Raw genomic sequence first — 21,099 nt, 5'->3', positions numbered from 1 at the left:
TCACGCTGTCATCCATGGCAGCATGATCAACCCGGCCAAGCCGGAGATCAAAGCGGCGAGACCGCGAACCTACACCACGCTGTGGGACACGATCGTTGTGGGCGGCTTCTGCGCGCTGTGCATGCTAGGTTCTGCTACATCGAGAGGCGTAGTCGGACCTTTCGTAAGTGCGGATCTCAAACCGGTCTCCTGGTAACAATTCCCGCTTGTTGTCCAGTCTGGACAGGGACCAGTGCGCGTTCCGGCATTTGTCGCGCCAGCTTTGCCGGACACGTCCGCTTTTGTGTGAGACAACGGACAGCCAGCGCGCCAGTGGCTTTATTGGTCCATCACATCGCGCGCATGATTCTGCAGCGGCAATTGACCTTGGCAGCATGACAGCCCATCCAAAGCCGGCGTTCAGCCATGGAGCATTGCGATGACCGATACCTTTGCCGGCAAGATTTTGCACACGACGATCACCGCTGACGGGACGTTGCGGCTGGAGCTGGTTGACCAGCAATGGGGGCCGCCGGGCGCTGATGAGGTTGTGGTGCGGGTTGAGGCAACGCCGATCAATCCATCCGACCTGGGGCTTTTGATTGGGCCGGCGGATCTCTCCACGCTTGCAGTGGATGGCGGGGTTTTGACCGCGAAGGTGCCGGAAAGGCGGCTGGGGCTGGTCAAGGCGCGGTTGGGCGAGGCGCTGCCGGTGGGCAATGAAGGCGCTGGCACGGTGGTGGCGGCTGGCAGCAACGCAGGCCATCTGCTGGGCAAGAAAGTGGGGATGCTCGGCGGGGCGATGTATGGCCATTATCGGCAGTTGCCGGTGCGTGATTGCATTGTGTTGCCAGATGGCGCTTCGGCCGCTGATGGCGCGGCGATGTTTGTGAACCCGCTGACCGCGCTCGGCTTTGTGGAGACGATGCGGGCCGAGGGCCACAAGGCGATTGTGCACACTGCTGCGGCCTCCAACCTCGGGCAGATGCTGAACCGGATCTGCTTGAAGGACGGGGTGCCGCTGGTGTGTGTGGTGCGCTCTGCCGAGCAGGTGGCCTTGCTGAAGGGGCAGGGGGCTGAGCATGTGCTCGACAGCTCGGCGGATGGCTTTGACGCTGCACTCGTCGAGGCTGTGGCGGCGACGGGTGCCACGCTGGCGTTCGATGCGCTTGGCGGCGGTACGCTGGGGAGCCGGATCCTGGCGGCAATGGAAGCGGCGGCGAACAAGGGCGCTGCCTATAGCCGCTACGGCTCCACGACCTTCAAGCAGCTCTATATCTATGGCGGCCTTGACCTCTCCCCGACCACGCTGGGCCGCAATTTCGGCTTCAGCTGGAGCGTGGGCGGCTGGCTGTTGACCCCGTTCTTGCAGAAGGCCGGGCGCGATGTGGCAGCGCGGCTTCGCCAGCGCGTGGCTGATGAACTGACGACGACATTTGCGAGCCACTACACAGCAACGATCAGCCTTGCCGATGTGCTGAATCCCGAGATGGTGCGGGCCTATGATCGCAAGGCGACCGGGGAGAAATTCCTGATCGACCCCAGGCTCTAGATTGCGCCGACGCCGCGCTGGCTCCGGTTGCTTGCCATCGGGCAGCTTTTTGCTGAATTTGATGGCAGGGGTTTGGGGCGGCGCGGCGAACGCAGGGTGACGCAGCCTCGAGCCCGTGAGAACCTCTGCTCACGCCGCACGACTGTCGATCACGCCAGCATGAGCCCCCGTCAGTTCGCGGGCTGAACGGCAGTCGAGCCTCTCGCACTTCGGACGTGACATCGCTCGTCGGTTGCGCGGTCGCAGGGCAGGGGACAGGTGGCCGCTCGATAATGCGAGCTTGCGGTACATTCGTGGGGCGGCCTGTTCCTAGTTCAGGAGCACCACCACCTTCTCCAACGTCCGGATGATGCCCCAGGCAATGGGAGCGAGAACGGCGGCCCAGCAGGCCATGATGATCATCGTCCTGCTGCCGCTCGGCGCTTGCACGGTATCGCCTGCGATCGCAGCCATCGAACCTGGCACCATGCCCGGTGTCACTTCAACAGTGTGAAATCGCTTGTTGACGGGCCGGATCATCAGACTGGCGACAAAGGCGACCAGCAAGAGCCCTGCCAGCGCCTGATAGATCGGGGGATAGACCAGATCGCGCGGCGTGCCGGCGGCGATGGCGGTGTCGCGCATGCTGCTGACGATGAAGGGACCGACGATCCCGGCGAGGGACCAGGCGCTCAACAGCCGACCATGGATGGCACCCACGTAACGTGTGCCGAACAGGTCGGCGAGATAGGCTGGCACGGTGGCAAAGCCGCCGCCGTACATCGACGCAAGGGCACAGAAGACGAGCACGAACAGGCCGAGGCTGGTCCCGGTCAGGGTGGGCGCGACGATGCCGTAGAGCAGGGCGCCGAGCGCGGTCATGAGTGCAAATGTCCGCTTGCGCCCGAGCCGGTCCGACGCGGACGACCAGAGCGGCCGGCCGCCGATGTTGAACAGGCTGATCAACCCGACAAAGCCGGCGCCGACAGCAGACGCCGCGGCCTTCTGCTCGGTATCGAAGGCGGTGAAGGCGACATCGGCGCCGATCAGCCGGCCGCCGAATATCTCCTGAAGCATCGGGGAGGCGATACCGATGATGCCGATCGACGCCGAGACATTGAGCAGCAGCACGAGCCACACCAGCCAGAATTGCGGCGTGCGGTGTGCGTCGCGCAGATGCACATCGAAGCCCGTCCCGACACCGGCGCGGGGACCGGGTGGCGTCCAGCCGGCCGGCGCCCAACCCGGGCGCGGCACGCGGTAACCGAACGCCCCTGCCATCATGAAGACGAAATAGATCGCAGCCAGGCTGAGCATGGTCTGCCAGACGCCGACCTGGGTGGCGTCGGCGAAATGGCGCATCAACAGGTCGGCGAGAGGGCTGCCGACCATCGCGCCACCGCCAAAGCCCATGATCGCCATGCCCGTCGCCAGACCGCGACGGTCGGGAAACCATTTGATCAGCGTCGATACCGGCGAGATATAGCCGATGCCGAGGCCAATTCCGCCGATCAGCCCGGTGCCCAGCCAGATCAGCCAGAGCTGGTGGATCGCGACCCCATAGGCGCCGATCGCCATGCCGCCGCACCAGCAGCAAGCGGCGACGACGCCGGCGCGGCGGGGGCCGACGCGTTCCAGCCAGCCGCCCCAAAGCGCCGCGGCGGCACCAAGGACGACGAAGAAGATCGAGTAGGTCCAGACGAGATCGCTGACGCGCCAGTCGCAGGTGGTTGTCGTCAGCGCGTCGGCCAACGTCATGCCGGCACAGACAAGAGGGTCGCTGACTCCGATTGCCCGGCTGAGTGGCAGCCAGAAGACGCTGAAGCCATAGGCCATGCCGATGCACAGATGGATTGCCAGCGCACAGGGCGGCACAAGCCAACGATTGAACCCGGGCGGGGCAACCGTGGACGCTGCGTCGAGCAATTTCAGATCGCCTGGCGGGGAGCGGCCAAGGGCCTCGGTCATCGTGCAACCTCTCTGGCGGTGACCACCGTCGGAGGTTGGTCTTGCTGCTGTTTTAGCGGCAGGCATCTCAGATGGGCAAGCGGCGGGTGTGTGGCAGCGTTGCGACCCATTGGCAGTTTTTCGAAGCGGCCTTGCCGCTTCCCGAAACCGGCCACTTGTTCATGTCGGGCTAGCCCGTTCCCCTTGTAGCTGACGACGCACTCCTTCACGCGGGCGCCATCTTCCTTCAGGACGAAATGAACGTCAGGGCGGCCATGGATCGCGTTGTTATTGTCGAGCCATTCGACGATGCGCCTGATCTCACGACCGGCGACGAACTTTTGTTGCGCGCCAGCAGTGATGAGGTTGCCGAGCAGACCCACCTCGGCGTCGACCAACGACGCCAATGGCAGTGCGCACACGCGGACCATTCGGCGTTTGCGCTTGCCGCAGTCTGAACAGCTCCACGATCAAGCCTCTTCACCGGCCAGAAGATCGCTGGCCTTGTCTGCGGGCTTTCGTCACCAGACGTGGCGGAGGCTGAGTGTTCCCCCGATCGTGCCATAGGACCGCGAGACCTGTGCATCGGCGGATGCCTGGATCGACCATGAGCGCGCTGCGGTCCATTGACCGCCGAAGCGGATCGACGCAGCGTCGACATCGGTCGGAACGGTGGTGCGGCTGATCACCAGTGACGGCAGCTCGGCGAAGCTGCGGTGGACATTGCGGTCGCTTCGGAAGTCGTGCAGCCAGGCCAATTGCAGCAGCGGCGAGAATATGCCGCCGCCTGCGGTCTTCCACCGGCCATCGACCTGGATGCCGAGCGACATCGGCAGGGCGGTGATGGTCTGTTTGTGGAAGGTGATCGCGCTTCCGCGGGCATTTGGCAGGATCTCGGTTCCGGCGTCCTGGAACAGAAGCATCGGCTCGATGGCGGCGAACGGCACGATGTGCGCATCGGGGCCGCCGATGTCGATTGCATAACCGGTTTCGATCCGTGCGCCGGCGGTTCTGCTGCCCAGATCGAGCGAGCCTCCCATGCCCGTTCCCAGCGCATCGAGGCGGCGGTTGAAGCGAGTGGTGCCGGTGCCGGCATGGGCGACTGCCGAGACATAGGCCGGTCCGACCCGGCCGATCGCGTAGAGGCTGAGCGCAAATTGCTCGGCCTGCGCTGTTGCGTGCGGCGTGACCAGCTGTGACGAACCGTCCAAATAGGTGAAGGCAGCGCCGAGCAGGACGGGACCCGACCCCGGCGCCACGTCGACGCCGAGCGTGAGGCCGCGAAGGTCGGTCGTCAGCCCGGCGCCGCTGCCCGCCGTTGCGGTGGGCGTCAGCCAGATCCGCGATCGGGATGCCGGCGACGCGTCGAGGCGCCAGCCATCGAGACGATCGGTGACCGACCGGACCGAGCGTTGCGCTGACGCCAGCACCATCGTGGGAACGATCGAGATGCCGCCCGCGCCCAGGGTCCTGTAGGCACCTTCGAGCGCGTGCGTGCTCTCCAGCCCGACCAGATGCGCCGTCAGCTGGCGGGAAAACACCGACCCGCCTTGCGCCTGGACCGCACCGAACGCCTTGCCGACTTCCATGGCGGCGCTGCCGAGCCCTTCGGGCGCGAAGTTCGCGGTCGTCACGAGACCGAGCGTCCCGCCCTCGGTCGAGAGCGCATAGCTCAGGATCGCGCTCCTGGCCGCGGTCAGCGCCAGCCCGTGTGCAGCCAGTCCGCCCGTGGCCGATACAACGCCGAGCTTGAAGCTACCTGGCTGCACCGCGCCGGCATTGAGCGTCGCGACCGCGAGTTCGCCCTCGAGCTGGGCAGCACCGAGGATGTTGAACGAGTCGGACCGGCCGGTGTCGTGATCGATGCCGATCCGCATCGAGCCGGCCGCCGACTGGGTGAAAGCGCCATTGACGAGGACGCTGCCGACGCCGGCGGCATTGGCGAGGATGCCGTCGTTGATGAAGTGGCCGGTGCCGCCGAGGTCGATCGACGCGCCCGACTGCACCGTGCCGCCTGCCAGATTGTGGAGCAGGTTTGCAGCACCATCGTGCAGCTGGATGCTGCCCATCAACGCACCGCTGTTGGTGATCGTGGTGTCGCCCGAAAGGCTCCTGATCGCGGTCCCCGCGGCACCGTCCATCGTCGACATGCTGCCGCTGTTGGTGATCAGGTTGACCGGGGAATCGAGCAGGGCCGCATGGCCGCCGGCGCCGCCGGTCAGGCTCGCGCCCTCCTCGATGTTGAGGACCGGATCGGTCGAGGAGAAGGCATAGATCGCGCTCGTTCCGGCGGCCTGGGTGGTGATCGACACGCCCTTGCGCACGTTGACGGTGACGACGCCGGATACGCCGCCCGCACCCGCGCCGGTGAGGACTGCAGTGTTGCCGTGCATTACGAGGCCGCCACCGCCCGAAACCGACTGGGCGACGACGCCATAGGCACCCTTGCCACTGGTGGTGATCGACGCGTTGACGTCGACCGTGACGGTGCCCGAATTGGCGGCCCCGCCGACTTTCGTGGACGCAAGCGCGTTGCCGCTCGACAGGATCGCACCACCGCCGCCGCCCACGCTCTGCGCCAGGATGCCGATGGCATTGATGCCGGTGGTGGTGATCGCCGCATTGCTGGCGATGGTGACATTGGCACCATCGGCATTGGGGCCGGTGATGGTGGTGGTGCTGGTTGCGGGGACGTAGCTGAAACCGAAGCCGTTGAACTTGATCGCGGCCGGCACGGTTGTCGTGACACTGGTCGTCCCCGCTGTCCCGCCAAGGTTGGCGCTGCCGGTCGAGATCGCCAGCCCGCCGCCGCCGCCGATGCTCTGCGCGACGATGCCGATCGCGCCGGTGCCGCTGGTCGTGATCGCGGCGTTGTTGCTGACGGCGACGGTCCTTGCGGTGCCGCCGGCCTTGCCGCCGAGCGATGCGCTGCTGGTGATGACCTGGCTGATGCCGCCGCCCCCGGCGACCGACTGTGCGACCAGGCCATGGGCGAAATTGCCCTTGGTGGTGATGGCACCGCTGGCGGTGGAAACACTGACGGCGCCGCTGGTCCCGGCCGATGTGCCGGCCGAGCCGAGCGTCATGGTGCCGGAAAAAGTGCTCGCGGGCGAAGCGGCGAGGCTGGCAAGGCCGCCGCCGTTGGAAACGCTCTGGGCGAGAATGCCGATTGCCTGTGCGCTGCTGGTCGAGATCGCACCCGATCCGCTCACGGTCACATCGCCGGCCCGGTCCGAACCGTTGAGCTGGCCGAGGCGCCCATTGGCGGTCCCGCTGTTGGTGCCCATGGACTGGTCGGTGAAGCTGGCGACGCCGCCGCCGCCGCCGATCGATTGCGCCAGCAGTGCGACGGCGTTGACGCCGGTGGTGGAGAGGCCAGCCGCATAGGTGACGCCGACCGCGCGACCATCGCCATTGATGTTGCCGGTGGCACCCAGGTTCAGCGACGCCGAAAGGCCGCCGCTCGATGCGCTGAGCCGGCTGTTGCCGCTGACGCCGCCGCCGCCGCCGATCGACTGGGCGATCAGGCCGAACGCGCCTGCGCCGGTGGTGGCAACCTGGCCATTGCTGGCGAGCGTGACCGCGCCGCCGCTCTGGCCGCTGCCCGCCGAGCCACCGAGCGTCAGGCCGATGTTGGCGGTGCCGCCGCCGGCGCTGGTGGCGCTGGACGCCGAAGCCGAGCCGCCGCCGCCCCCCACCGATTGCGCGAACAGCCCATAGGCCAGCGCCCCCGATGTCCTGATCGCACCGGCATTGGTGAGCGATACGGCGTTGCCGGCACCGCCTGCGGCGCCCGACCCGCCGAGCACCGCTGCGACCGCATAGGCGCCGCCATTGGCGTTGCTCGTCGCCGATCCGCCGTTGCCGCCGCCGCCGCCGACCGATTGCGCCTGGATGGCGGTTGCCTGATCGCCCGCAGTGGTGACCGCGACGGCGTTCGAGACCTCGACCGCTGCACCGGCACCGCCGCCGCCGCCATTGCCGCCAAGCCCCATCCCCACGGCCACGCCGCTCGCCGTGTTGGCGTCGGCATTGCCGGCCAGGCTGGTGCTGCTGGTGGCGCTGCCGCCGCCGCTGCCCGATCCGGCGGTTGCCGCGGCGCTGAACGCGCCGCCCGTGCCGCCGCCGCCGCCGACCGATTGCGCGAAGATGCCGAAGGAGCCGGCGCCAGAGGTGGTGATGGCTTGTCCGCCGGTCGCGGTGGCGCAGTGGGTGCCGCTCAGCGTGCCGCAGACGAGCACGGCCCCGCCCGATCCGCCGCCGGCGCCGGTGCCTGCCAGCCCGATCGCCACCGATGCCGATCCGCCAGAACCGGTCGTCGAACTGGTCGATCCGCCATTCCCGCCACCGCCGCCGACCGACTGTGCGAAGATCGCGCTGCTGTTGGCGGCATGGGTGGTGAGCGATCCGCCGCTTTGCATGACCTGCACCGCACCGCCGGCGCCGGCACCTGCGCCATTGCCCCCCATCGACAGCGCGACGCTGGCCTTGCCGGCGCTGGCATTGGTGCTGCTCGATCCGCCATTGCCGCCGCCGCCGCCGACCGACTGGGCGAAGATCGCCGCCGATCCGGAGGCGAGGAACGCCGAAAGCGCGCTGCCCGCGGTGATCGACCCGCTGTTCGCCACGCTCACCGCATTGCCGGCGCTGCCGGATCCGCCGGCACCGCCGAGGCTCATGCCGAGCGCATAGCCGCCATCGCCGCCAGCGCCGCCCTGGCCGCCGCTGGAATTGTGGCTGGCGGTTGCGGAGGTTGCATTGTTGGCGGGCGTGTAGGCGGCCGATCCGGTGCGGGTGCTCGCCTGGGTGGTGTTGGACGATCCGCTGCTCGCGGGCGCTGCGGTGGCTGCGGTGATCGCCGCGCCGCCATTGCCGCCGCCGCCCCCGACCGACTGCGCGAAGATGCCCGCCGCGTTGCTGGAGAGGGTGGTGATTGCGCCACTGTTCCTGACCAGGACGGCCCCGGTGGTGCCGCCGCCGCCGCCCGAACCGCCGAGCGCGAAGCTCAGCGCCGCAGCGCCCCCCGAGGTGGCCGAGCTCGATGTCGATCCGCCGTTGCCACCGCCGCCGCCGACCGATTGGGCAAAGATTCCCGACGACAGATTGCCGCCGGTGCTGATCGCGTTGGTGCTGACCACCGACACATCACTGCTGTTGCCGCCGACGCCGCCGGCGCCGCCGAGGCTGATCGCGCCCGAGTAATTGCCGCCGGACGCGTTGGCGGTGCTCGATCCGCCATTGCCGCCGCCGCCGCCGACCGATTGCGCGAAGACGCCGCTGGACAGGTCGCCATTGGTGGTGATGCGCGCTGCATTATCGACAAGCACCCGGCCGCCCTTGCCGCCCTTGCCGCCGCTGCCGCCGATGCTCAGCGAAGCGCCGGTGCCGTTATCGGCCTTTTCGTCCGAATCCGATGGCCCGGAGGTCGCGAGTTGTGCGGCGGTGGTGACCGATGCGCCGGTGTTGGTTTGCCTGGCAAAGCCGGTGCCGCTGTATGATGCGGCGCCGCCGTTGAGCGCGCCGCCAGCCTCGCCGGTGGCCGAGGCGCTGGCCGCGCCGCCATTGCCGCCGCCGCCGCCCACCGATTGCGCGAAGATGCCGTTCGACTGGGCACCATGGGTGGTGAGCGCGCCACCGGTCTGGACGACCATCACATCGCTGCCGTCGCCGCCGCCGCCGCCATAGCCGCCGATCGCGACCGCCACGGCATATTTGTTGCTCGATGCGCTGGCGTCCGACCAGCCGCCATTGCCGCCGCCGCCGCCGACCGATTGCGCGTAGATCGCGGACGCTGCACTGCCGTAGGTGGTGATCGATCCGGAGCGCAGCATCGGCACCACGGCCACGCCGGCAAGCGCACGGTCGGTCTTGCCTGCCTGAAAGCCCGTGGTCACGAAATGTCTGGCCGCGCCGGTCAGGTCATTGCCGAACGTTGCCTTCAGGTCGGCGTAGTTTTCCAGATATTGCAGGACGTTGAAGCCGTTCGAAGTCCTGCCCTCGCGGATGCCGCTGGTGAGATAATGGTTGAAGCCACCGGTTGGATTGTCGCCGATGTTGCGGACAAGGTCGCTCCAGGAGGCGATGTACTCATAGGGGTTGAAGTTGACCGCGACGGTGCTGCCGTTGCCGCCCACGCCGCCGCCGCCGCCGACCGAAACCGCGACCGACCCCGTGCCCGAGATCGAATTGGCATAGGCCGATCCGCCATTGCCGCCGCTGCCGCCGATCGACTGGGCGAGGATGCCAATCGACTGGTCGCCGCTGCCGATGCTGCCAGGGGTGACCGGCGCGCCGGTGACGATGGTGCCGAACTGGTTGACCGTCACGCTGTCGGCATCGCCGCCGGCAGCACCGGTGCCGCCGATGGCGACCGAGGCTGCGATCGAGGTGTTCTTGCTGTTGCCGCCGCCGGCGGCGACGCTGAAGGCCGCCGCATTGCCGCCATTGCCGCCGCCGCCGCCGATCGATTGCGCGATGATGCCGATCGAGGCGAGGCCCGAGGTGACGATGTCGCCGGTGGCGTTGACCGCAACCGCCCTGGCGGCCTGGCCCGTGCCGCCATTGCCGCCGGTCGCCCCGGCCGAGCCGACCGAAAGCGGGATCTTGGGAAAGCCTGTCGCGACCGCGCCGGTCAGCGCCGATCCGCCATTGCCGCCGCTGCCGCCGATCGACTGGGCGAGGATGCCGGTCGAAAGGTCGCCCTTGGTCACGATCCGCCCGCTGTTGATCAGGCTGACGGTTCCGGCGACGCTGCCGGTGCCGCCATAGCCGCCGACCCCGACCGCGGGGGCCGCAATGGTCGATCCGGCGAGCGCTGCGCTGAAGCCGCCGCTGCCGCCATTGCCCCCGATCGATTGCGCCAGGATGCCGACCGAGAGCGATCCGTTGGTGGTGATGCCCTGCGCCGAATTGAGCGTGACATTGCCGGCCCGACCGCCGGCGCCGCCCGACCCGCCGAGCGAGATCGCCACCGCGCCCAGCCCGCCGATCGCGCCCGAGAACGACCATCCGCCATTGCCGCCGCTGCCGCCGATCGACTGGGCAACGACGCCGTTGGACTGGCTGCCCCTCGTCGATACCTGCTGGCCTGCATCGGCCAGTATCACCGTGACATCGCCGGCGACGCCGCCATTGCCGCCATTGCCGCCGATCGCCGCCGTCAGGCCGAGCGCGCCGCCATAGCCGCCCGCCACCGCGAAACCGCCGGTGCCGCCATGGCCGCCCAGGCTCTGCGCCACGATGGCTGACGACAGATCGCCCGTCACCGTCGTGCTGCCCGCCTGGGAAAGGCTGACTCCGCTCGCGCGCCCGCCGTTGCCGCCGTTGCCGCCGAGCGACAGCGACGCCGAGACGCTGGGGCTGAAGCTGCCGGTGATCGCAAAGCCGCCGCTGCCGCCCGAACCGCCGATCGATTGCGCAAGGATGCCGCCGGCATTGCCGCTGGTGTCCGCCTTGACGGTGATGTTGCCCGAACTCGAGACATTCGCCGTGCTGGCGGTGCCGCCGTTGCCGCCCGAGCCGCCCACGCCGATGCTGGCCGCGAGAACGCCGCCATAGCTGCCGGCGATCGCGAAGCCGCCACTGCCGCCGCCACCGCCGATCGACTGCGCCTGCAAAGCCGCCGCACCGCCACCCGTCGTCGTCAGCGCGCCACCGTTCACCACGCTCACGGCGCTCGATCGGCCGCCGCCACCACCGCCGCCGCCGATGCTGTTGGCGCTGCCGACGCCGAGCGAGACCGAGCCCGCCACCGCAAAGCCGCCATTGCCGCCGCCGCCGCCGATCGACTGCGCCAGGATCGCGCTGGAGCCATAGCCGTTGGTGGTGATCGTCGCCGGGCCATAGGCCGGGGTTCCCGCGACCTGGTTGCTGTGGCCGCTCAGGTTATAGAGCGAGACCGCACCGCCGCTGCCGCCGCCGCCGCCCTTGCCGCCGACCGAGAGCGTGACCGCCGCGCCTGTCAGCCCCGCTGCGCCGCTGATCGACGAGCCGCCGGCACCGCCGCCGCCGCCGATCGATTGTGCCAGCAAGGCTTGCGAGAAATCGCCCTGGGTGGTGATGATTCCGCCAGGATTTTCGACCGTCACGCTCGATGCCGATCCGCCCAGTCCGCCACTGCCGCCGATGCCCACCGCCACCGCCGCACGCACCGCGAGCGCGGCGTCGATCGCCGTTCCGCCGCTGCCACCGCCACCGCCGATGGATTGCGCCAGAACGCCCTGCGAGCTGAGCCCAAGCGTGGCGACCGAGATGCCCCCGGTGCTGGCGAAGATGGTGCCGCCGCTGCCGCCATTGCCCCCCGATCCACCCAATGCCACCGAGAATGCGCCCTGAAACGCCGCCGAGAGGGCCACGGCATAGCCACCGCTGCCCCCGCCGCCGCCGACCGACTGCGCAAGAATGCCCTGCGAAGACAGGCCTGCGGTCGACAGGATTCTCCCGGTCACCGGGGTGCTCAGGAGACCGCGGCCGCTGGCGCCGCAGATCGCGCTGTTCGGCGAGATCAGGCTGAAGCTGTTGCAGTTGACGGTGATGGCACTGCCATTGCCGCCGCCGCCGCCCGATCCGCCATGCGCGACCGATGTGGCTTCACCGATGAACGAGGTCGCCATCGCCATGGCGCCGCCGGCATTGCCGCCGCCGCCGCCGATCGACTGGGTGAAGATGGCCGCCGAACTGATCTCGACGGTGCGGATCGAGCCACTGTTGAGGAGTGCCACTTCGCCGGCGTTGCCGCCGCCGCCGCCGCTGCCGCCCGTGGCATGCGCCGATCCGCCGAAGATCGTCTTCGATTTCGCCTTGGCATAGCCGCCGCTGCCGCCGCCACCACCGATCGACTGGGCGAAAAGGCCGAAGGCGCCGCCGGCGCTGTCGTCGTTGTTCGGCGTCGTGCTCTTGCCCGCAAGGCAGGCGCCGCCCGTGCAGATATCGCCGCTGTTGAACAGGAAGACGCCGCCACCGACGCCGCCATCGCCACCGCTGCCGCCGACCGCCACCGCGCGCCTGCCGCTGGCGGTTGCAAAACCGGCCTTGCCGCCGCCGCCGCCGACCGATTGCGCGAACATGCCGACCGAGGACGAGCCGAAGATGCTCAGCGACGCCGTGTTGACCTGATAAACCGCGCCACCATTGCCCGCCAGGCCGCCATCGGCACCGAGTGCGTGCCGCCCGGCATCACCGCCGGCATCGCCGCCGCCGCCGCCGACCGACTGGCCGGCGATCACCGCGATGCTGACCGGATTGCAGTTGGTCAGCCCTGCACTGGCGCAATCGATGAGCGAGGCACTGCCGATGGTGATCGCGCCATTGTTGGTGATCGAGACCGTGCCGCCATGGCCGCCATAGCCGCCAGCACCGCCATAGCCGTTGACGCTGGTGCCCGCATCGCCGCCGAAGCCGCCGATGCTCTGCGCGACAATTCCCATGCCGCCATTGGTGCGGATCGCGCCATTGTTGGTGATGCCGATCGAGCCGCCCGAGCCGCCGGGCAGACCCGTGCCACCTGCCGAGTTCTTGTTGCCATTGTCGGCAAAGCCGCCTTCACCGCCCTGGCCGCCGCCGCTCTGGGCAACGATGCCGAACGCCGTGGGGCCGCCGACGATGTTGAGGCCGACATTGTTGGTCAGGCTTATGGCGCCGCCGCTGCCGCCCAGGCCACCATCGCCGCCGACGAAGGTCTTGCGCCGCGTATCGCCGCCGGTGCCGCCATTGCCGCCATAGCTGTACACGAGGATGCCGGTGTTGTTGGCCGCATAGCCGCCTGCCGGCTGGTTCGCCCCCGGATTGATCGTCAGGCTGACCGTGCCGCCGGTGCCGCCATTGCCGCCATCGCCACCGTCGAAGACGCAGCCGCTATCATGGGGATCGTTGCCGCCATGGCCTCCTGCGCCGCCGCGGCTGCCGACTACGGCGATGCTGCCATTGTAGATCGCGGTCGGGTTGGCCGGCGCATAGCTCAGCGGGCTGTTGCCATGGCTGGCCGTCGGTCCGGTGCCGCCGTTGCCACCGGGGCCGGTCCCGCAGCTGTTGCCCTGCGTGTTGTCCTTGCCGGCTGCACCGGCGGCGCCGGCTTTCGCCTCGGTATAGGCCGCATTGCCGTGGCTGACCGTGACCTGCGCCTGTGCCTCGTTCGCCGTCGCCATGCAGACAATCGCGGCGAAACTGGTCGCGCCCAGCAAGCGCGACAATGTCAGGCGCTTCGAGTGACCATGGACAACTGTGTGGAACCCGGGCGTCGTGACAGTCATCGTGATATCCATGAGTGGCCACCCGGAGGCGGTCAGGTTGCAAGGAAGAATATGCCGATGTTTGCCTGCGCCTCGGAACAGCAGGCATGGCATCAACCGGGTTGGGCCACCATCAACGGCAGGGAAGCGGCCTGCTTAAGGCAAAACATTGTTAAGACACGCAAAACCATGGCGCCATGGCAGCGCGGTTCCGGCGTTGAGGGACCTTGCCAGCATCAGCCGCATGCCCGGACTTGAACCTTGACCGATGGCGGTGCGTTGTCTGGAGGCGACTTTGTGGACAAGTGGAGCGGATCGAGGATGAAGCAGGTGACATTGCCGGGCGGGGAAACCGTTCCGGCGCTTGGGCAAGGCACGTGGAAGATGGCGGAGCGGAGCGACCGGCGGGTCGGCGAGCTGGCAGCGCTTCGTGCCGGGATCGACCTCGGCATGACGCTGGTCGACACCGCCGAAATGTATGCCGATGGCGCAGCCGAGACGCTTGTCGGCGAGGCGGTAGCCGGCATGCGCGACCGAGTGTTCCTGGTCAGCAAGGCCTATCCGCAGAACGCATCGCGCGAGCGTTTGCGGCGCGCTTGCGAGGACAGTCTCAAGCGGCTGGCGACCGATCGGATCGATCTTTATCTGCTGCACTGGCGGGGTGCGGTGCCGCTCGCGGAGACCGTGGAGGCGATGGAACGGCTGCGGGCGTCGGGACATGTTCGTCACTGGGGTGTGAGCAACCTCGACAGCGACGACATGGCCGAGCTTGTCGCTGCTGGCGGGACGGGCTGCGTGGCCAATCAGATCCTCTACAACCTGACGCGTCGCGGGCCCGAACGCGACCTGCTGCCGTGGCTCGATGCCCGCGGTATCGCGGCAATGGCATACAGCCCGGTCGAGCAGGGGCGGCTCGTCCGCGACGAGCGCCTCGCCGGGGTCGCAGCGCGGCACGGCGCTACCTTGGCGCAGGTCGCGGTTGCCTGGACGCTCCGCCGCGACGGCATGATCGCGATTCCGAAGGCGGGGACTGTGGAACACGTCCGCGACAACCGCGCGGCGGCAGATCTTGTCCTTGACGAGGCGGACCTGGCCGCCCTCGATGCTGCTTTCCCACCGCCGGGTGCCAAGCGCCCGCTCGAAATGCTTTGAGCGGCGGCGTGGCTCCTTGGTTGCAGCCACGGTCTCGCCGGCACGATATGGGGGTTTATGCACGCAGCTTCCAGCCAGTGACTTCGGCCGTGGTGCTCGGCTCAGACCGCGCATGACCGCAAGCGCGTACCCGGAGACGCCCGACGGGCGCTACTTCGTCGTGCGCGGGCGGCTTTGGCGCCGGTCCGATCCGTCGCTGCCGGACGAGCGGCGGATCGCCCTTGTGGCTGCGTTGATGGCAGCGCGGCGGGCTGTGGGCGTAGCGCATCGACACAAGGATTCCACTGCTCTTGCCGAGGCCCGGGCGGCGGTTGAAAGCGCCAAGACCGCTCTCGGCGAGCGCGGCCCGGTGTGGTGGAAAGACGGCACCCCCGACCTCAACCGCCGGATGGCTGCAAAGACCGTCTACGCCGACTGGTTCGCGCAATTCGAGCCGCACGCATGAGCGACGATCGCTTGTCCGAAGTGTCGGTGGCTCTCGATCTCGGCGGTCCTGCAGTCCGCGTCCGGTTTTGCCTGGAACGTGCAGGATGTCGCGAGATCGCCATCGACGGGATGGCCGATGGTCGGACCAGCGATCCGCTCGTCGGTGTCAGGCGGCGCGATTGCCCATCACTTCGCCAAGGCGCACTTTCCGCTCGGGCGCCCAGTCTTCGTTGAAGGCGATCGTTCGCTCCCTGAACAGCATGACGATTGTCGACCCGAGAAGAAAGCGGCCCATCTCCTCGCCCTTTTTCAACACGATCTCCTGATCGGTATAGGCCCATTCGGAGGTATTGCTGGTGCGCTTGGGATTGACCACGCCGTGCCAGACGGTCGCCATGCTCCCCACAATCGTTGCGCCGACGAGTACCATGACGAAACAGCCATGCTCCGCTGATTCAAAGACGCAAACCACGCGCTCGTTGCGAGCAAACAGGTTCGGGACACCGCGCGCCGTGACCGGGTTCACCGAGAACAGCTTGCCCGGCACATGGATCATGCGGGTGAGCTTGCCGTCGCAGGGCATGTGCAAGCGGTGATAATCCCTGGGAGACAGGTAGAGGTTGGCGAAGCTGCCGTGGCGAAACCGGGCGGCCAGCGTCTTGTCGCCGCCGACCAGATCGGTCGTGGTGAATCGATGCCCTTTTGCTTGCAGCATGTGATGATCATCGATGGCGCCGAACTGGCTGATGGCGCCATCGACCGGACAAACGAAATCGGCATCGGCCACAGGGCGCAGACCGGCCTTGAGGGGGCGAGTGAAGAAGTCGTTGAAGCTCGTGTAGCTGGCGATGTCCGCATCTGCGGCTTCGCTCATGTCGACGGCGTATCTGCCAACGAACCAGCGAATGAGCCGCGTGGTAATCGAGCCCCCCTGCGCACCGGCGATGCGACCGGCAAACATGGTCAGGCGCTGCTTGGGCAGCATGTACTGGAGCAGGACCTTCACGCGATCGGACATCATGACCTCAAACGACGACACTGCCCTTGTAGCGTCATGTCCCGGCAGACCGCCAGAAGAACGCGGCAATTGCCATGCGCGCGCTTCCGATGTCTCGAAGCCAAAGGACGCTGCGGCGGCGAAGGGTGATGCCGCGATGTTTCCGGCTATCTTTCGTCACGCTGTAGGGCGATCACCTACAGCGGACGCAGCGTAGCGGACTATCACCACGCCGCACCAGTGGAGATCCGCCTGCAGAACGAGCAGCTGGTCGAACGCAATGCCGAACTCGACATGCTGATGGCGATCACCGCACATGATGTGCGCAGCCCGCTCTTCGGCTTGCGCAACCTGTTCGACCTGACGATCCGGCGCGCCGCCAAGCAACCGGATCTGCCGCTCGAAGTGTTGCGCCAGGCGGAATGCGGAAACTTCGGGTCTCAGGCGACCAGGCGGGCGCGTGTCACTGTTGCAGCTTCGGCGATGAGCTGGAACGAGCGCAGGCGGTCGTGATGGTCGTAGATATCCGAGACGATCATCAGCTCGTCGGCAGCGGTTTCCGCGAGCAGCGCCGCGATACCGGCTGTCACCGTGGCCGGTGAGCCGATGATCGACCGCGCCAGCATGGAAGACGCCTGGGCCTTTTCCGCCGGTGACCAATAGGTGTCGATATCGTCGATCGGCCGCTGGCTCAGCCCGCGTGTGCCGCGAAGCAGGTTGGCGAAGGACATCTGCTGCGTTGTGGCGAGGCGCCGGGCGCGGTCATCGCTGTCGGCTGCGATGATGTTGACGCCGATCATCGCATGCGGCCGGGCGAGCTGTGCCGAAGGCTTGAACCGGGCGCGGTAGATTGCCAGCGCCTGCATCAGCTGGTCCGGCGCGAAGTGCGAGGCAAAGGCATAGGGCAGGCCGAACTCCGCCGCGACCTGAGCGCCATAGGTGCTGGAGCCGAGGATCCACAGCGGCACCCGGGTGCCGGCTGCCGGCACCGCCTGAACGCGCTGGCCGGGCTGTACGGGGGCGAAATAGGCCTGAAGCTCGAGCACGTCCTGCGGGAAATCGTCCGGATCGGTGAGCGAGCGCCGCAGCGCCCGGACCGTGAGCTGGTCGGTGCCCGGCGCGCGGCCGAGGCCGAGATCGATGCGGCCGGGAAACAGCGTGGCCAGCGTGCCGAACTGCTCGGCGACGACGATCGGCGCATGATTGGGCAGCATGATGCCACCGGCCCCGATCCGGATCGTGCTTGTGCCGGCGGCGATATGCGCCAGCACCACCGAAGTGGCGGCGCTGGCGATGCCGGGCATGTTGTGATGCTCCGCCACCCAGAAGCGGCGATAGCCCCAGCCTTCGGCGTGACCGGCGAGATCCCGCGCATTGTCGAGCGCTGCGCGTGCATCGGTTGCGTCGGTGACGCGGACAAGATCGAGGATGGAGATGTCTGCCATCCCCTCAAGATAGGGATGCCGGCCCGGTTGCGCCATGGTCGAGCGCCGGTCGGAGCGTATTTCGGCAGTATTCGTCAGAGCGGCCGTGTGGCGAACCTGTGGGCGACGGGAAGTTCGGGCTGCAGTTCGGGCTGCGCCGCACTGTTGCTCTCCCCGAACCATTCCGCAACGGCAGCGCGGCCGGCTTGGCCGATGTGGAGGCCCATCTTGGTGCGGCGCCACAGCACGTCATCCGAGCAGGTGGCCCATTCGTGATCGCGGTAATGCGTGAGCTCGGCCTCCCACATGCCGCCGATATTGCGGCCGAGGCCGGCTTCGAGCAGCGGGGCGGCGGGGGTGCCGATTGTCATGGCCAGCCGGCGGATGAGCCGGGGATCGTAGTTTTCATGTGATGCGATGAGCGTATCGAGCCAGCGCTTGAAGGCGGCCTGGCCGCGCTCGCCGCGCTTGCGGGGGACATCGCCGCCGGGGAGAATGGCGCCGGCGGTCCAGCGCTTGCTGCCTTTTGCGATGGTGGCGATGACGTCTTCGGCGAGCACACGGTAGGTGGTGATCTTGCCGCCGATGATGGTGAGCGCGGGAACGCCGTCATGGGGGACCAGCCGCCAGTCGCGCGTTGTCTCGCGGTCGTCCTTGCCCGGTTCGAGCACCAGCGGGCGGACGCCGGCGAAGCGGTGGACGACATCGGCCTCGGTGAGTGGCCGGGCGATCCAGCGGTTGGCGGCGGCGAGGAGATAGGCGACTTCATCCTCGCTGGCCGCCACGTCTTCGGGGCGCTCGATGGTGCGCTCGGTGGTGCCGATCAGCGAGAAATCGCGCTCATAGGGGATGATGAAGATGATGCGGCCATCGGGCTGCTGGAGCATGAAGGCATCGCGGCCGAGATGGACGCGTTTGGTGATGATGTGCGAGCCCTGCACCAGCTTGAGCGCGGGCGCATCGTTGCGGCCGAGCACGCGGCGGGCGACGTCTTCGGCCCAGGGGCCGGCGGCGTTGACGATGTATCTTGCTGAGAGGCTGGTGCCATCGGACAAGGTGACGTTCCACACATCGCCGTCGAACCGGGCGGCGGTGGCGGCGGTGCGGGTGCGGATCAGCGCGCCCCTGGCGGCAGCGTCCTGGCAATTGGCGATGACCATGCGGGCATCGTCGATCCAGCCATCCCAGTAGCGGAAGGCGCGGGCGGTCTTGTCGGCCAGCGCGCGGCCGGCGCGGTCTTGCGCCAGGTTGATGGCGCTGGAGCCGGGCACATCCTTGCGGCGCGCCAGATGATCGTAGAGGAACAGCGCGGCACGGAGCATCCAGGCCGGGCGCATGCCCTTGGCCTGGGGCAGCACGAAGCTTTGCGGCCATGTGATATGGGGGGCGGCATCGAGCAGCACCTCGCGCTCGGCGAGCGCTTTCTGCACGAGGCGGAAGGCGTAGAATTCGAGGTAGCGCAGCCCGCCATGGATGAGCTTGGTGGAGGCGCTCGAGGTGGCGCCGCCGAGATCGCCGGCTTCGATGAGTGCGACCTTGAGGCCGCGGCCCGCAGCATCCCGCGCCACGCCGGCACCGTTGATGCCGCCACCGATGATTAACACGTCGAAGACAGAAGGCTGGCTCATGCGCGGGCTTGACTAGTCGCTTCGAGGCTCGTTGGAAAGGCGACATGAACGCCGACCTCATCCTCGTGCTCGATGCCGGCACCACGAGCACCCGTGCCATTGCCTTCAGCCTGGAGGGGGCGATCATCGCCAGTGCGGCGCGGCCACTGACGCAAGGCTATCCGGCGCCGGGCCAGGTGGAGCATGATGCCGGCGAAATCTGGCGGCTGTCGCGCGATTGCCTTCTCGAAGTGGCCGACAGCGTGGGAGCGCCGCGAATTGCCGCGATCGGCATCACCAACCAGCGCGAGACGGTCGTGCTGTGGGACAAGGCCTCGGGGCAGCCGCTGTGCCCGGCGATCGTGTGGCAGGACCGGCGGACGGCGGATGTGTGTGCGGCGCTGAAGGCCGAAGGCCATGAGCCGGCGGTGCAGGCGACGACCGGGCTTCTGCTCGACCCCTATTTTTCCGCCACCAAGCTGCGCTGGGCGATCGACCATTGGCCTGAGGTGGCGGAGGCGCACGCGGCCGGGCAGCTTCTGGCCGGCACGGTGGAGAGCTGGCTGATCTGGAAGCTTTCGGCGGGCACCTGTCATATTACTGATGCCACCAACGCCAGCCGCACGCTGCTGATGGAGCTGGCGACGGCGCGCTGGAGTGATGAGATGCTGGACCTGTTCTGGGTGCCGGCGGAGATTCTTCCCGAGATCGTCGACTGCGCCGGGCCCTTGGCTTCCACCCAGTTGCTGGGGCAGCGGGTGCCGATCACCGGCAGCGCCGGAGACCAGCATGCCGCGAGCATCGGCCAGGCGTGCCTGGCGCCGGGCGAGATCAAGGCCACATATGGCACCGGATGCTTCGTTCTCGCGCATGCCGGGGCGGCGGTGCCGGCCTCGACCCACCGGCTGCTTGCCACGCTGGCGTTCCGGCTCGACGGGGTGAACGCCTATGCGCTGGAGGGGAGCATCTTCGTGGCGGGGGCGGCGGTGCAATGGCTGCGTGACGGGCTGGGGCTGATCGGCTCGGCGGCGGAGACCGAGGCGCTGGCGCGATCGGTGCCCGACAGCGGCGGGGTGACCTTCGTGCCGGCCCTTGCCGGGCTGGGGGCGCCGCACTGGTCACCGGGCGCACGCGGGCTGATCACGGGCCTGAGCGGCGGCACCACCAAGGCACATCTGGCGCGCGCGACGCTCGAAGCGATGGGGCAGCAAACGGCGGACCTGACCGATGCGCTGCGCGCCGATGGCGTGGCGGTGACGGCGCTGCGCGTGGACGGCGGCATGGTGGCCAACGACTGGTTGTGCCAGGATCTGGCCGACAGCCTGGGCGTGCCGGTGCAGCGGCCGGCGGTGATCGAGACCACGGCGATGGGGGCTGCGATGCTGGCGGCGGTGGGAGCGGGGCTGTTTGCCGACCTGGCGACGGCAGCGGCGGCGATGGTGAAGCCCGACCGCAGCTTTTCGCCGCAAGCCACTGATGATGAACGCTCTGCTCGCCGCGCCGCCTGGGCGCGTGCGGTGCGGCTGACGCTCGACGCCTGAGGGGCTGCGCGATGCTCGATACTTCGAATGCGATGCTGACACTGGCGATGCTGGCGGCGTTTGCGCTGATCCTCGGCGGGCTGTGGCTGTTCCGGGCGCCGGGCGGCAACCGGGTGAAGGCGGGGCTGATGATCGGCGCCGGGCTGGTCACGATCTTCAATGTGTGGATCAACACGCTGCCGACGCCGGCGCCGCCGACCCCGAGCGGTCAGGTTCCGACCTGAGACATTCGTTCACTTGCCGGCGGTTTTCGGCATGATAGGCTTGCC

General features: G+C 68.2%; 13 protein-coding genes. 7 read left to right on the top strand and 6 right to left on the bottom strand.

Annotated elements, in window-relative coordinates:
- On the top strand, positions 1–196 hold a 196-nt coding region (locus FHS79_RS18540), incomplete at its 5' end, for a hypothetical protein (RefSeq protein WP_207792342.1).
- A 222-nt stretch (positions 197–418) separates the two neighbouring features.
- Positions 419–1,531, top strand: a complete 1,113-nt coding sequence (locus FHS79_RS12795) for a zinc-binding dehydrogenase (RefSeq protein WP_184200663.1) — start codon at positions 419–421, stop codon at positions 1,529–1,531.
- 309 nt (positions 1,532–1,840) lie between these two features.
- Here the strand turns inward: FHS79_RS12795 and FHS79_RS12790 are convergent, their stop codons facing one another.
- From FHS79_RS12790 to FHS79_RS12780, 3 genes are all read right to left on the bottom strand, one after another.
- Positions 1,841–3,478 carry an OFA family MFS transporter gene (locus tag FHS79_RS12790; protein ID WP_184200660.1) on the bottom strand — a complete coding sequence of 546 codons (1,638 nt, stop codon included), beginning with the start codon at positions 3,476–3,478 and terminating at the stop codon, positions 1,841–1,843.
- Entirely contained in the window at positions 3,475–3,855 is a 381-nt protein-coding gene (locus FHS79_RS12785) for a hypothetical protein (protein ID WP_184200658.1), read from the bottom strand. Before FHS79_RS12785 ends, FHS79_RS12790 begins: the two co-directional genes overlap by 4 nt.
- 123 nt (positions 3,856–3,978) lie before the next feature.
- Positions 3,979–13,599 (bottom strand): autotransporter outer membrane beta-barrel domain-containing protein, encoded by a 9,621-nt coding sequence (locus FHS79_RS12780; protein ID WP_184200655.1) that lies wholly within the window; start codon positions 13,597–13,599, stop codon positions 3,979–3,981.
- Positions 13,600–14,004: 405 nt separating this feature from the next.
- On the opposite strand from FHS79_RS12780, the gene FHS79_RS12775 reads away from it, so the two are divergent.
- Entirely contained in the window at positions 14,005–14,835 is an 831-nt protein-coding gene (locus tag FHS79_RS12775) for an aldo/keto reductase (protein ID WP_184200672.1), read from the top strand.
- A gap of 112 nt (positions 14,836–14,947) precedes the next feature.
- A complete protein-coding gene (locus FHS79_RS12770) occupies positions 14,948–15,280 on the top strand; it encodes a hypothetical protein (protein WP_184200652.1) in 333 nt (110 codons plus the stop codon).
- A gap of 147 nt (positions 15,281–15,427) precedes the next feature.
- Here the strand turns inward: FHS79_RS12770 and asd are convergent, their stop codons facing one another.
- Positions 15,428–16,282 carry an archaetidylserine decarboxylase gene (gene asd, locus FHS79_RS12765; protein WP_243452865.1) on the bottom strand — a complete coding sequence of 285 codons (855 nt, stop codon included), beginning with the start codon at positions 16,280–16,282 and terminating at the stop codon, positions 15,428–15,430.
- A 216-nt stretch (positions 16,283–16,498) separates the two neighbouring features.
- Here asd and FHS79_RS12760 point away from each other — a divergent pair, with 216 nt between their 5' ends.
- Entirely contained in the window at positions 16,499–16,771 is a 273-nt protein-coding gene (locus FHS79_RS12760) for a hypothetical protein (protein ID WP_184200649.1), read from the top strand.
- Here the strand turns inward: FHS79_RS12760 and FHS79_RS12755 are convergent.
- Positions 16,699–17,703, bottom strand: a complete 1,005-nt coding sequence (locus FHS79_RS12755) for an LLM class flavin-dependent oxidoreductase (protein WP_184200646.1) — start codon at positions 17,701–17,703, stop codon at positions 16,699–16,701. The genes FHS79_RS12760 and FHS79_RS12755 overlap by 73 nt on opposite strands.
- A 74-nt stretch (positions 17,704–17,777) precedes the next feature.
- Positions 17,778–19,310 carry a glycerol-3-phosphate dehydrogenase gene (gene glpD, locus FHS79_RS12750; protein ID WP_184200643.1) on the bottom strand — a complete coding sequence of 511 codons (1,533 nt, stop codon included), beginning with the start codon at positions 19,308–19,310 and terminating at the stop codon, positions 17,778–17,780.
- Between the two features lie 44 nt (positions 19,311–19,354).
- Here glpD and glpK point away from each other — a divergent pair, with 44 nt between their 5' ends.
- Positions 19,355–20,830, top strand: coding sequence for a glycerol kinase GlpK (gene glpK, locus FHS79_RS12745; RefSeq protein WP_184200640.1), 1,476 nt, complete (start codon positions 19,355–19,357; stop codon positions 20,828–20,830).
- Positions 20,831–20,841: 11 nt separating this feature from the next.
- Entirely contained in the window at positions 20,842–21,054 is a 213-nt protein-coding gene (locus FHS79_RS12740) for a hypothetical protein (protein ID WP_184200637.1), read from the top strand.
- The last annotated feature ends 45 nt before the right edge of the window (positions 21,055–21,099 follow it).

Source organism: Polymorphobacter multimanifer, assembly GCF_014205635.1.
Classification (GTDB): domain Bacteria; phylum Pseudomonadota; class Alphaproteobacteria; order Sphingomonadales; family Sphingomonadaceae; genus Sandarakinorhabdus; species Sandarakinorhabdus multimanifer.
This window is presented reverse-complemented; position numbering and strand designations above follow the sequence as displayed.

Excerpts from the sequence above, each read along its gene's own strand:
- FHS79_RS12795 (WP_184200663.1), top strand. The coding sequence starts at position 419 with ATGACCGATACCTTTGCCGGCAAGATTTTGCACACGACGATCACCGCT.
- FHS79_RS12790 (WP_184200660.1), bottom strand. The coding sequence starts at position 3,478 with ATGACCGAGGCCCTTGGCCGCTCCCCGCCAGGCGATCTGAAATTGCTC.
- FHS79_RS12780 (WP_184200655.1), bottom strand. The coding sequence starts at position 13,599 with ATGGCGACGGCGAACGAGGCACAGGCGCAGGTCACGGTCAGCCACGGC.
- FHS79_RS12775 (WP_184200672.1), top strand. The coding sequence starts at position 14,005 with ATGAAGCAGGTGACATTGCCGGGCGGGGAAACCGTTCCGGCGCTTGGG.
- FHS79_RS12770 (WP_184200652.1), top strand. The coding sequence starts at position 14,948 with ATGACCGCAAGCGCGTACCCGGAGACGCCCGACGGGCGCTACTTCGTC.
- asd (WP_243452865.1), bottom strand. The coding sequence starts at position 16,282 with ATGATGTCCGATCGCGTGAAGGTCCTGCTCCAGTACATGCTGCCCAAG.
- FHS79_RS12755 (WP_184200646.1), bottom strand. The coding sequence starts at position 17,703 with ATGGCAGACATCTCCATCCTCGATCTTGTCCGCGTCACCGACGCAACC.
- glpD (WP_184200643.1), bottom strand. The coding sequence starts at position 19,310 with ATGAGCCAGCCTTCTGTCTTCGACGTGTTAATCATCGGTGGCGGCATC.
- glpK (WP_184200640.1), top strand. The coding sequence starts at position 19,355 with ATGAACGCCGACCTCATCCTCGTGCTCGATGCCGGCACCACGAGCACC.
- FHS79_RS12740 (WP_184200637.1), top strand. The coding sequence starts at position 20,842 with ATGCTCGATACTTCGAATGCGATGCTGACACTGGCGATGCTGGCGGCG.